General features: G+C 70.1%; 7 protein-coding genes and 1 tRNA gene. 3 read left to right on the top strand and 5 right to left on the bottom strand.

Annotated features, from left to right (window positions below; translation table 11 throughout):
• The first annotated feature begins 277 nt into the window (after nucleotides 1-277).
• Nucleotides 278-3,526 carry a formate dehydrogenase gene (gene fdh / locus F603_RS0126020; protein WP_245600904.1) on the top strand — a complete coding sequence of 1,083 codons (3,249 nt, stop codon included), beginning with the start codon at nucleotides 278-280 and terminating at the stop codon, nucleotides 3,524-3,526.
• A gap of 7 nt (nucleotides 3,527-3,533) precedes the next feature.
• Here fdh and selD read toward each other — a convergent pair whose 3' ends face one another.
• On the bottom strand, nucleotides 3,534-4,583 hold the full coding sequence (selD, locus tag F603_RS0126025; RefSeq protein ID WP_019548875.1) for a selenide, water dikinase SelD: 1,050 nt from the start codon (nucleotides 4,581-4,583) through the stop codon (nucleotides 3,534-3,536).
• Between the two features lie 86 nt (nucleotides 4,584-4,669).
• On the opposite strand from selD, the gene F603_RS35245 reads away from it, so the two are divergent.
• Nucleotides 4,670-4,767: transfer RNA gene (locus tag F603_RS35245), tRNA-Sec, on the top strand.
• Between the two features lie 23 nt (nucleotides 4,768-4,790).
• On the opposite strand, the gene F603_RS0126030 is transcribed toward F603_RS35245, so the two are convergent.
• The 4 genes from F603_RS0126030 to F603_RS0126045 all read right to left on the bottom strand — a co-directional run bounded on the left by F603_RS0126030 (nucleotide 4,791) and on the right by F603_RS0126045 (nucleotide 10,369).
• Nucleotides 4,791-6,587, bottom strand: coding sequence for a selenocysteine-specific translation elongation factor (locus F603_RS0126030; protein WP_019548876.1), 1,797 nt, complete (start codon nucleotides 6,585-6,587; stop codon nucleotides 4,791-4,793).
• Between the two features lie 5 nt (nucleotides 6,588-6,592).
• The gene (gene selA / locus F603_RS0126035) at nucleotides 6,593-7,915 is read right to left on the bottom strand and encodes an L-seryl-tRNA(Sec) selenium transferase (RefSeq protein ID WP_019548877.1); all 1,323 of its coding nucleotides are present in this window, start codon (nucleotides 7,913-7,915) and stop codon (nucleotides 6,593-6,595) included.
• A gap of 327 nt (nucleotides 7,916-8,242) precedes the next feature.
• Nucleotides 8,243-9,292: a DUF6924 domain-containing protein gene (locus tag F603_RS0126040; RefSeq protein WP_037957057.1), complete on the bottom strand. Its 1,050-nt coding sequence runs from the start codon at nucleotides 9,290-9,292 to the stop codon at nucleotides 8,243-8,245.
• 390 nt (nucleotides 9,293-9,682) lie between these two features.
• Complete coding sequence (locus F603_RS0126045; protein ID WP_019548879.1) at nucleotides 9,683-10,369, bottom strand: HAD-IA family hydrolase; 687 nt, start codon at nucleotides 10,367-10,369, stop codon at nucleotides 9,683-9,685.
• A 144-nt stretch (nucleotides 10,370-10,513) separates the two neighbouring features.
• Between F603_RS0126045 and F603_RS36100 the strand changes: the two genes are divergently transcribed.
• On the top strand, nucleotides 10,514-11,299 hold the full coding sequence (locus F603_RS36100) for a DUF4232 domain-containing protein (RefSeq protein ID WP_245600905.1): 786 nt from the start codon (nucleotides 10,514-10,516) through the stop codon (nucleotides 11,297-11,299).
• The last annotated feature ends 488 nt before the right edge of the window (nucleotides 11,300-11,787 follow it).

Raw genomic sequence — 11,787 nt, forward strand, 5'->3', positions numbered from 1 at the left:
CGGCGGTACGGCGCCACCCACGGACAGCATGCTGACGACCCATGACGAACCTGAGGCCACGATCGGGCACTACGGACCGTGTCCACACGGCGGCGCGGCGGACACACCGCCGTCCCCTGCACCGTCCGACGCAACGAACAGCCGCCGCCCCCGCTGGACACGGCACCGCGTCCGCCGCGCCGCCGCACTGTTCACGTGAGAGCATCGGCGAGCGAGCCCGGAACGGAGCCCGGCGACACACGGGCGACCGGACGGAAGCGAGGAAAAAGGACGGCCCATGGGCGTGCGGACCTGGATCGAATCGTGGCCGGTCTACCGGCAGTTGACGGGCAGCGACCCGCTCGGCCGGGGCGCCGCAGCCAAGAGCGCCGTGAGCGAGCACCTCGCCCCCCGCCTCGGCACCGCCGACAGGATCGTCAAGTCGATCTGCCCGTACTGCGCCGTCGGCTGCGGCCAGAACATCTACGTCCAGGACGAGCGGATCACCCAGATCGAGGGCGACCCCGACTCCCCGGTCTCACGCGGCCGGCTCTGCCCCAAGGGCGCCGCCAGCCTCCAACTCACGACGGGATCGGCGCGCGAGCACCGTGTCCTGTACCGGCGGCCCCACAGCACCCGCTGGGAGCGGCTCGACCTCGCCACGGCGATGGACATGATCGCGGACCGCGTGATCAAGTCCCGCCGGGAGGGCTGGCAGTGGGAGGCCGAGGGCTCCCGCACCCGCCGCACGCTCGGCATCGCGAGCCTGGGCGGCGCCACCCTGGACAACGAGGAGAACTACCTCATCAAGAAGCTGTTCACGGCTCTCGGAGCGGTACAGGTGGAGAACCAGGCCCGTATTTGACACTCCTCCACCGTTCCCGGTCTGGGAACCTCGTTCGGCCGCGGCGGCGCGACCACCTTCCAGCAGGACCTCCAGCACTCCGACTGCATCGTCATCCAGGGCTCCAACATGGCCGAGTGCCACCCCGTCGGGTTCCAATGGGTGATGGAGGCGAAGGCCCGCGGAGCCAAGCTGATCCACGTCGACCCGCGCTTCACCAGGACCAGCGCCCTCGCCGACGTACACGTCCCGCTGCGGGCCGGAACCGACATCGCCTTCCTCGGCGGCGTCATCAACTACGTCCTCGAGCACGAGAAGTACTTCCGCGACTACGTGCTCGCCTACACCAACGCCGCCGCCGTCCTCACCGACGAGTACCGCGACACCGAGGACCTGGACGGCGTCTTCTCCGGCCTCGACCCGGAGAGCCGCACGTACGACAACAGCACCTGGCAGTACGAGGGCCTGGTGGTGGAGGCCGCTTCGGGCCACCGCGACCAGGAGCCGAGAACCAACGGCTCGTTCACCGGCGCTGCGCGTGGGGAGTCGCACGGTTCGGGCGGCGCGACCGTCGGTGAGGGACAACCCAGGCGGGACGACACCCTCACCCACCCGCGGTGCGTCTTCCAGGTGCTGCGGCGGCACTACGCCCGGTACACACCAGAGTTGGTCGAGGAGGTGTGCGGAGTACCGCAGCAACAGTTCCTCGAGGTGTGCCGCCTGCTCACCGACAACTCCGGACGCGACCGCACCACCGCGTTCGCCTACGCCGTCGGCTGGACCCAGCACACGGTCGGCGTGCAGTACATCCGCGCAGCCTCCATCCTCCAGACCCTGCTCGGCAACATCGGCCGCCCCGGCGGTGGCATCCTCGCACTGCGCGGACACGCCTCCATCCAGGGTTCGACCGACATCCCCACCCTCTTCAACCTGCTGCCCGGCTACATCCCGATGCCCTACGCGCACAAGGCGGAGGACCTCGAGAAGTTCGTCGACGCACTCGCACCCCGCAAGGGCTACTGGGGCGACATGCGCGCCTACCTCGTCAGCCTCCTCAAGGCCTACTGGGGCGACGCCGCGACCGAGGACAACCAGTTCTGCTTCGACTACCTGCCCCGCCTCACCGGCTCGCACAGCACCTACGACACCATCACCGCCCAGCTCGACGGTGTCTGCAAGGGCTACTTCCTGATGGGCGAGAACCCGGCCGTCGGCTCGTCCAACGCCAAACGGCAGCGCCTCGGCATGGCCGCGCTCGACTGGCTCGTCGTACGCGACTTCTCCCTCGTGGAGTCCGCCACCTGGTGGCAGGACGGCCCCGAGATCGAGACCGGCGAACTGCGCACCGAGGACATCGGCACCGAGGTGTTCTTCCTCCCGGCCGCCGCCCACACCGAGAAGGACGGCAGCTTCACCAACACCCAGCGCATGCTCCAGTGGCACCACCAGGCAGTCGAGCCGCCCGGGGACGCCCGAAGCGACCTGTGGTTCATGTACCACCTCGGCCGCATCATCAGAAACAAGCTCGCGACCTCCGACGACGAGGCCGACCGCCCCCTGCTCGACCTGAACTGGCAGTACCCGACAAAGGGCCCCCTCGACGAACCGGACGCGGAGGCTGTGCTCGCCGAGATCAACGGCCACGACGCCGAGGGCCGCCCCCTCGCCTCCTACGAACAGCTCCGGACGGACGGCTCCACCGCCTGCGGCTGCTGGATCTACTGCGGTGTCCGCGCCGACGGCGTCAACCAGTCAGCACGCCGCAAGCCCGGCACGGAACAGAACTGGGTGGCCAACGAATGGGGTTGGGCCTGGCCCGCCAACCGCCGCATCCTCTACAACCGGGCGTCCGCCGACCCCGACGGCGCACCGTGGAGCGAGCGCAAAGCCCTGGTGTGGTGGGACGCGGAGCAGCGCCAGTGGACCGGCCACGACATCCCCGACTTCGCCAAGAACAAGCCGCCGGACTACCAACCGCCCGAGCGCTCCACCGGAGCCGAAGCCCTCGCCGGCACGGACGCGTTCGTCATGCAGGCCGACGGCAAGGCATGGCTCTACGTACCGGCCGGACTCGCCGACGGCCCCCTGCCGACCCACTACGAGGCTCAGGAATCCCCGTTCGACAACCGGCTCTACACCCAGCAGCGCAACCCCGTACGCGACATCGTGCCGACCCGCCCCGAGAACTATTACCAACCCAGCGGTTCCGCACCCGGCGCCGGCGTCTTCCCCTACATCGCGACCACCTACCGCCTCACCGAACACCACACCGCAGGCGGCATGTCCCGCTGGCAGCCCTACCTCGCAGAGCTGCAACCCGAGTTCTTCTGCGAGGTCTCGCCGGAGCTCGCGACGGAACGCCGTCTCACCCACACCGGGTGGGCCACGCTCGTCACCGCACGCGGCGTCATCGAAGCGCGCGTACTCGTCACCGACCGGATGGCGCCCCTCACCGTCCAAGGACGCACCGTCCACCAGATCGGCCTGCCCTACCACTGGGGGCCCAACGGCTACTCCACGGGCGACGCCGCCAACGAACTCACCCACATGTCGCTCGACCCCAACACCCACATCCAGGAGTCCAAGGCACTCACCTGCGACATCCGCCCCGGCAGGCGCCCACGCGGCCCCGCAGCCGTCCAACTCGTCCGGGACTACCGCCGGTTGGCCGGAATCGACGCACACACCGGCACCCAGCGATGACGGCCGCTCAACGCACCACCACACTCCGCTCCCCGCGCGGCACCAACTCTCCCACGACGGGAGCCCCCGGCACCTCGCCCGCCACCAGCAGCCCGCCCGAGGTCTGCGCGTCGGCCAGCAGCAGCCGCGTCTCCTCGTCCACCGCGCCGAAGTCGGTGAAGGGGGCCACCCACTCCAGGTTTCGCCGCGTGCCACCGCTGACGTATCCGTCCCGCACCGCCTCCCGCGCTCCGTCGAGGTACGGCACGGCCCCCGCGTCGACGAGCGCGCTCACCTTGGACGCCCGAGCCAGCTTGTGCAGATGCCCCAGAAGCCCGAACCCCGTCACGTCCGTCGCACACCGCGCCCCGGCGGCCAACGCCCCCTCCGCCGCACCGCGGTTGAGCGTCACCATCGTCTCGACCGCCTGAGCGAACCACTCCCCGGTCGTCTTGTGACGGTTGTTCAGCACACCGAGCCCCAGCGGTTTCGTCAGCGACAACGGCAGCCCGGCAACCCCCGTGTCGTTCCGCAGCAGCCGCGCCGGATCGGCGACCCCGGTCACGGCCATCCCGTACTTCGGCTCCGGATCGTCGACGCTGTGCCCACCGCCCACGTGGCAACCCGCCTCGGCGGCGACGTCCAGACCGCCGCGCAACACCTCCCTCGCCAGATCCAACGGCAGCAACTCACGCGGCCAGGCGAGCAGATTGACGGCCATCACCGGGCGCCCGCCCATCGCGTACACGTCAGACAGCGCGTTCGCCGCCGCGATCCGCCCCCAGTCGTACGCCCCGTCCACCACCGGCGTGAAGAAGTCCGCCGTCGAGATCACCGCGGTACCGCCCTCCCGAGGCCCCGGCAACCGCACCACCGCCGCGTCGTCCCCGGTCTCCACCCCGACAAGCAGCTCGCCCGACCCGGCCTGCGGCACCCGCAGACCGGCAACCATCTCCTCCAACTCGCCGGGCGGAATCTTGCAGGCGCAACCGCCACCGTGCGCGAACTGCGTCAGCCGCACCCGCCCGCCGGCGCTCTCCTCGCCTCCTGCCACGGCTTCTTCCTCGATCGACGTCATCCTTCTTCTCCTCCCTGCGCGTACTCCGCCACACCCGGCCGGACTACCGATAGTTTGTCCCCGTTCGCCCGGCACGTACCGGACGAGGAGGCGTGTGGGTGCCTGGTGGCCCTCCCGGTCTTCAAAACCGAGGTGCCCGAGGATCTCGGGCAGGCGGGTTCGATTCCCGTCCGCCTCCGCTCCAACTGCCGTGCAAGGCACGCCGGTTCACTGCCCGCGCCCCGCCGTCCGACAGCGCCGGCGGACGTCGTCCACACGCTCCGTTCGGCCCTGCCGGTCCAGACACTCCAGCAGCGGGACTGCCACCCGCCGTGATGTATCCAGCGCCTGTCTCGCCTCACTCAGCGTGAACGGCCTCCCCAACCCGGCGAGAACCTCGGCCGCCCGCACGTCCGCCCCCGGCAGCAGCACGATCCCGTCCGCCACCTTCCACAACGCTTCCGCCGCACACGCCGCGGCCAACTCCCGTTTCCGCAGCCCAAGTTCGGCGAGACGCCCAGCCTCCGGCGCCCGGAACGGAGCAGCCGCGAGATCCCGACGCACCGCCTCGACCGCCTCCCGCACCCCGGCGGGCAACCTGGGCAGCTCCGCCTCCCCGTACAGCTTCCCCTCCCGCTGCCGCAGCGCGCGAGCGCCCCGCGTCCCCAACAACGCGTCCACCAGCGCCCGTTCGGGCAGACCGAGCGCCCGCCGGGCCGCTTCGGTGCTCAACCCCGGGTCCAACGGATGACGTGCGGCATGCGCAGCCACCGCGGCCTCCAACTGCTCGCCCAAACCGGCCCAGTGGGCAGGATCGGCGAACCACCCGTCGGCCACCTCGACACCCGCAGCAGGCACCCCCATGGCGAGAAGATCGTCCCCCCGGACCAGACCGCGCCTCCGCACCTCGTCCGCACCATCCGGAACACCGCTCATGCCCTCGAGCTCCACCGCCCGCGCAACGGCCGCACCCCGCCGCGCCAGCCGCGGCGGCCGCACGTCGAGGACGGTGACCCCGCCCGCAACCCGGTGCAGCCCCGGATCACGCAGCAGAGCCCGGTCACCGACGCGCAGCGGCAGCGACCGCTCCAGCGAGAGCCGCACCGTGTCCCGCCCCAGCGGCCGCACCCCCACCGGCACCGCAGCAGCCCCGACGTGCAGCACAAGCCGACGCGGCAGCGCACCGGCCTCGTCTCCCCGCACCCGCACATCCACCAGCTCGGCGCCTGCCCACCGCCCCGGCGTCACCAAAGCACCCCCGCGCCGAAGGCGCCCCGCACCCGCACCGTGCACATCGACGGCCACCCTCGCCACCGCTTCCACCCCCGCGCGCTCCTCGCCGAGACACTGCAACCCCCGCACCCGCACCGTCGCCCCCGCAGCAGAGCCGTCCGCGACGACAAGCCGCTCCCCGACACGGAGCCTCCCCCCGCCGAGCGTCCCGGTGACCACCGTTCCGCGACCGCGCACGGTGAACACCCGATCCGCCCACAGCCGCACGTCCGCCTCCCGATCCGCGTCCGGCAGCCCCGCCGCGAGCCGCACGAGCGCCGCCCGCAACGCCCCCATCCCCTCCCCGGAGACCGCGCTCACCGGCACCGCTTCGACCCGTCCCAGAGAGCTCTCGGCGACCCGCCCCCGCGCCTCCCGCAGCACCGGCCCCGGATCGGCGAGATCGCTGCGCGTGACCACCAGCAGCCCGTCCCGCACCCCCAACGCGTCGACGATCGCCAGGTGCTCCTCCGACTGCGGCTGCCACCCCTGGTCCGCCGCGACCACCAGCAGCACGGCCGGCACAGGCCCCACACCGGCGAGCATGTTCCCGACCAACTTCTCGTGCCCCGGCACATCCACGAACGCCAGCGACCCCCCACCCGGCCCGAGCGGCCCCCAGACGAACCCCAGGTCCAGAGTGAGCCCCCGCCGCCGCTCCTCCTCCCACCGATCCGGCTCCATACCGGTGAGCGCCCTGAGCAACGTGGACTTCCCATGATCGACGTGCCCGGCCGTCGCCACCACGTGCACCGCCCTCACCTCCCCGAAACAGCGCGAACGGCACCCACGAGCACCTCGTCCAACTCCTCACCCACAGCCCGCACATCCAGCAGGCACCGCCCCTCCTCAACACGCCCCACCACCGGCGGCGCCCCCGTACGCAACAGCTCCGCAAACGACTCGGGCAGCGAGACCGCGGCGCTCGCCAACCCCACCCCCGGCGCACCACCGCCCCCCACGGCCGACTCGACGGACACCGCCCGCGCATCCACACCGGCATCGCGCAGCAACCCCGCCAACCGCTCGGCACGCACCCGCAGCGCCCCCACCTGCGCGTGCAACGCCGCATGTGTCGGCGTCTCCGGCCCGCGCACCGTCGCTTCCAACGCCGCGAGCGTCAACTTGTCGACGCGCAACGCCCGCGACAGCGGATGCCGCGCCATCCGCCGCAGCAACTGCCCCTCGCCCAGGACCAGACCGCACTGCGGACCACCGAGCAGCTTGTCCCCACTCGCCGTCACGACCGACGCCCCCGCGCGCAACCAGCTCCGCGCATCCGGCTCCTCGGGCAGCACCGGATCGGGCGCGAGGAGACCCGAGCCGATGTCGGCGACGACCGGCACACCCAACTGAGCCAACTCGGCGACCTGCACACTGCGCGTGAACCCGCAGATCCGGAAGTTCGACGGATGCACTTTCAGCACGAATCCCGTCCCGGGCCCCACCGCCTCGGCGTAGTCCGCCGGCGACGTCCGGTTGGTCGTCCCCACCTCCCGCAGCCTCGCCCCCGTCGAGACCAGCAGATCCGGCAACCGGAACCCGTCCCCGATCTCCACCATCTCGCCACGGCTGACGACGATCTCCCTGCCGCTCGCCAGCGCCGTCGCAGCCAACACCAGAGCACCGGCCCCGTTGTTGACCACGTGAGCCGCCTCCGCATCCGGCACCGCGCCGAGCAGCGCGTCGAGAACCGTCCGCCCTCGTCGCGACCGCCGACCGCTCTCCAGGTCCCACTCCACATCGGTGCAACCACACGCATCGGCCACGGCCTCACGAGCCGCAGTCGACAAGGGCGCACGCCCCAGATTGGTGTGGAGCACCACCCCGGTCGCGTTGATGACCGGCCGCAAGCCACCACACGTACGAGGCAGGGCCGCCACCACGAGGTCCGCTACCGCATCGACCGGCACCGCACCTTGCCGCGCCCGCTCCTGTGCCGCCCTCACAAGAGGCTTGACCACGCCCGCACCCAGCCGCTCCACAGCCGCCGACAGCCGCGGATCGGCCAGCACCGCATCGGTACGGACCACGTGCCGCCGCACGTCGACCGCTTCGTCCACTGCACCGTCGGTCTGCACCGCCCGCCTCTCCGCCACGTCTGAACCGGGAGTCGACTGCACAACGCGGATATCGCCGTGACGACACGGAACGGCGGCCGTCCGGTGGAAGCGGAAGCGGCTTACGACGCTTGAACGCCGTCACTGCCGAACCGAACGGCCGTATACGCGAGGCGCTCGGCCGGGAGATCCCAGCCGAGCGCCTGTCTGAACCGGTCGCGGCTTGGTCAACTCACCGCGGTGTTGTGGAAATCCCTTGCATTGCGCACCTGTACTGGCCCTGCGGAGAAGGGCGAGGTGGCGGAGTCGCGGGGAAGTGTTCCTGCAGGTCGAACTCTCCGGCCACTCTTACGAGTTCGGACTCTTCCGTGCATGGATGGCCCGAAGCCACTCCCAGCCCGGAAGGTTGGCCTTGGTCTCATCATCCATGAAATCTTCTATGTCCATGTTGCCGATCGCTAGGTTCGCCACCATGCCCCCGATCGGCTCGGGGTCGATTCGGAAGGCGTACCCGACGGGACCTTCCAGGGGTGTGACCAGGACGCGGTGGTCGGGATCGCGCATCGCGGTCCGGTCCGCGATCATCACGAGGTCCGCGGTCATCTCTCCCTCGTCATGGCTGTCGTGGATCAGTGCCATGAGCTGCTCGGGACTGGAGCCCTCGAAGATCGGGTCATCCACGGTGTCGACGTAGTCGGTGAAGTCTTCGATCGGGTCGTCATAGCCCACCCCCGGACGGTGCATGGTCTCGAGGAGCGACGTCCAGGCGGCGTCATCGGTGAAGTCGGTACGCACGAGCAGACCGAAGTTCTCCTGGGTGAGGAGGGGCAGAGCCCGGGCTGGGGGCTCGTAGTGCGGTGGAGGGTTCAGCGACTCCAGGCAGGCACCCACGGGATCGGGGAGGCCGTCGTCCGCTGCCTCTTCTTCCTCGACAGGGGCCTCCTCCTCGAAGCGTTCCAGCGTTGTGTCGAGGTACGGGCGGTGCAGTACCAGGTGGAGCAGGGCTGCTTGGCGGGGCGTGATCCGGAAGGCGTCTCCGTCGGTGCTGCGGAACGCCAGCAGCGGGCGTAGTTGAGGGTCGGCCGTGGTCTCGTCGTTGGTGAGCAGCACGAGGTCGGGTATCCACGTTTCGTGTGTGCGTAGGGTCTCGCGTGCCTCCTCGGGGGTGGCGCCTTGCCAAGCGGGGTCGTCCACCACGATCAGGCGTCGGGGGATGGGCTCTGGCGGCACCGCGTGGGTTTCGTCTCCCGGGTGCGGGGTGACCAGGCCGGGCAGGCCATCCAGGTGGGAGAGCACGTCGCGCCAGGTTTCGTCGTCGTGGTGGTGGGTGCGGATCAGCAGCATGCCGGGTACCCGCGGGCCGTCATCGATCGGGGGCAGGGGCAGAGCAGGACGCATCGGGGTACCTCGCAAGTCTCGCTGTGGTTTGCCAGTTGCTCAGTTCTACCTGCTGCCTCTGACAAGGCCGGGTTCTCTTGCGGCGGCTTCCTGAGGACCACTCGGTCTTTGTCCAACTCGTCGATGCCGACCGGCTGTTGCCGCGGCGTGGGTTCGGTGGTGGGCGAGTGTTCGTTGCCCGCGGTGCGGTGCGGTGCGGTGCGGTGCGGGGCGGGGCGGGGCGGAGCCGAGTTCAGGTGTCCCCAGAAGATCCCGGTGTGCACGCACGCAATGCCCTGGAAATCAGCCGGCCCAAGTGCCGAGTGCCGCCCACAACATTGGCAGCAGCCACCCGACCATCGCCCGCAACTGGAGTGACGGTTCGTCACCTCTGCTGTGGCGGGCGTCGTGTCATGGCCGTACGGCGGGGAGGCGGACCGCGAGAGAGCCGTCCGGCAGTGTCTCGATGCGGATGCCTGTCAGGTCGGCGGCGTGCGCGTCGGGCAGGTGGGCGGCGGCGCGGGGACCGACACCGAGGACGCGCATGCCGGCGGCGCGGGCCGCGGCGACGCCGGCGGCGGAATCCTCCAGCACGAGGCAGTGGGCGGGGTCGACGCCGAGTTCGGCGGCGCCCTTGAGGAAGCCCTCGGGATCGGGCTTGCCGGCCGAGACGCTCTCGGCGGTGACGCTGACCGCCGGACAGGGCAGTCCGGCCGCGGCCATCCGTACGGTGGACAGCGGGATGTCGGCGGAGGTGACCAGCGCATGCGGAACGTGCTGCGTCGCGAGCGCGTCGAGGAGTGCCCGCGCGCCGGGCACCTCGATGACGCCGTCGGTGTCGGAACGCTCCCACTGCGACATACGGGCGTGGTCGGCGGCGTGGTCGGCGGGGGCCCGTTCCGGCAGCAACGCGGCCATCGTCTCGTGGCTTTGCCGACCGTGCGCGATGCGCAGCACCGCGGCCGGGTCGATGCCCTGCTGATCGGCCCACCGGCGCCAGCAGCGCTCGACGACGGCGTCGGAGTCGACCAGGGTGCCGTCCATGTCGAGCAGCACGCCGTCGACGGGGAGCGTCAGGGGCGTCGCTTCGGTGGTCATCGGTGGGGCTCCTGACGGGACGGCCGACTTTGTTCCGCCACGATACTAAAGGAGCGCGCGGTCGGCGCCCCGCCGGAGCCGGCGGCACCGCTTACTGCCCGAGGCGCCACGTTGAGCAGGCCCCGGTGCTGCCGTGACAGCACGATGCAGTCTCGGCGGGCCGCCTGTAACTCGGTGCGGTTCAGGTTCTGCAAAACGGAGGACCTAGCCAGGGACGCCGCGCCTGACGCGGCTTCAGGCAGGATCGACATCACCATGATCAACCGGGGTTCGACGACCTGCTCGGCGACGGGGTTCGCGGGCGTCGACATCAAGGACGTCGACCACACCTCCAGCCCCATTGAGCGAGGCCGCGCCCAGCCACGTGTCACCAACCTCAAGCCCGGCGACGCTGCTGTCTTCAACCTCGCCCACGCCATCGACAAGAACGGCGACAGCCACACCCATCCGACCGACTGCGTGGCCGTCGTCTCTCGGCGGATACAGTCCAGCTCGAGAGCGGAACCCGGACCCGGGAAGCCGCAACGCCGCCGTCATCAGGCCGTCGCGCACCCGCTGCCCGCTTGCCGGTCATCGATGTCTTCGACAGCCACCGAGAAATGCCGCGGAAACGACAGCGTCAGTGTCGTTCCTCTCGCCGTTGGCAGAGATCCGAGGGCTTCTGGGCGCTCTGCTTCCCCGCTCCGCGCTGGTGCAGACAGCGCCAAGCCACCGCACGACGCTGCCCACGGCCGACGAGGAACCGGTTCGGGACGCGAAGTCTCGCTGAAGCACTGGGCGGCCGCCGTGGTTCCGGCAACCCTGCAGCATCCACCACCCTGCGCCGGTCGATCGACGCCGTTCCGCAATTTCCAGCTTCCTCCAGGCACTCCCTTACCCGCGCCGCGGTCCGGTGCCGGAGCGGTCATGGCCACCACTCAACGTCGGTAGGCGACCCCGGCTCCGGTAGGTGGTTGGCGGAGGCTGTTCAGTCGGAGGGGAAATGTCTGCTTCCTGATTTAGCGGAATGGTGTATTCCTCATGTCGACGTGACTCTCTGTTGTAAATCCTTCGCTAGTGTGCAGATTTGATCATTGATCTACTCCTCGGGGTCCGCTACTGTCCCCCACATGGGAGGCGGTGCCACTCCGTACTCCCTGGCGAGTGCTAGTGGGTTCTGGTTGGTTGGTACGCTGCGGCGGTTAGGCTTCGCCGCCGACCGCTGGGGCGTATCTTTTCGGGGGTAGTTCTGTGTTCCAAATCTTCTTGCCACTTTGTTGGCCTTCTTCTGTCGTGCCCGCCAGGTCCCCGGGGTAGTCTCTGACTTTGCCCTCGCGGTGATTTCCACACCTGGCCGAGGTATTTTTCTGTAGCCCCCTGTGCGTGAAGTGTCGACGTCCAGCGGGCGTTCCTTCATTCGGAGAGCCCACGTGTTCTCC

Source organism: Streptomyces sulphureus DSM 40104 (assembly GCF_000381025.1).
Lineage (GTDB): Bacteria > Actinomycetota > Actinomycetes > Streptomycetales > Streptomycetaceae > Streptomyces > Streptomyces sulphureus.

What these genes read in the sequence shown, in the direction of transcription:
- selD (WP_019548875.1), bottom strand. Translation starts at nt 4,583, where the DNA reads ATGACGTCGATCGAGGAAGAAGCCGTGGCAGGAGGCGAGGAGAGCGCC.
- F603_RS0126040 (WP_037957057.1), bottom strand. Translation starts at nt 9,292, where the DNA reads ATGCGTCCTGCTCTGCCCCTGCCCCCGATCGATGACGGCCCGCGGGTA.
- F603_RS0126045 (WP_019548879.1), bottom strand. Translation starts at nt 10,369, where the DNA reads ATGACCACCGAAGCGACGCCCCTGACGCTCCCCGTCGACGGCGTGCTG.
- F603_RS36100 (WP_245600905.1), top strand. Translation starts at nt 10,514, where the DNA reads ATGCAGTCTCGGCGGGCCGCCTGTAACTCGGTGCGGTTCAGGTTCTGC.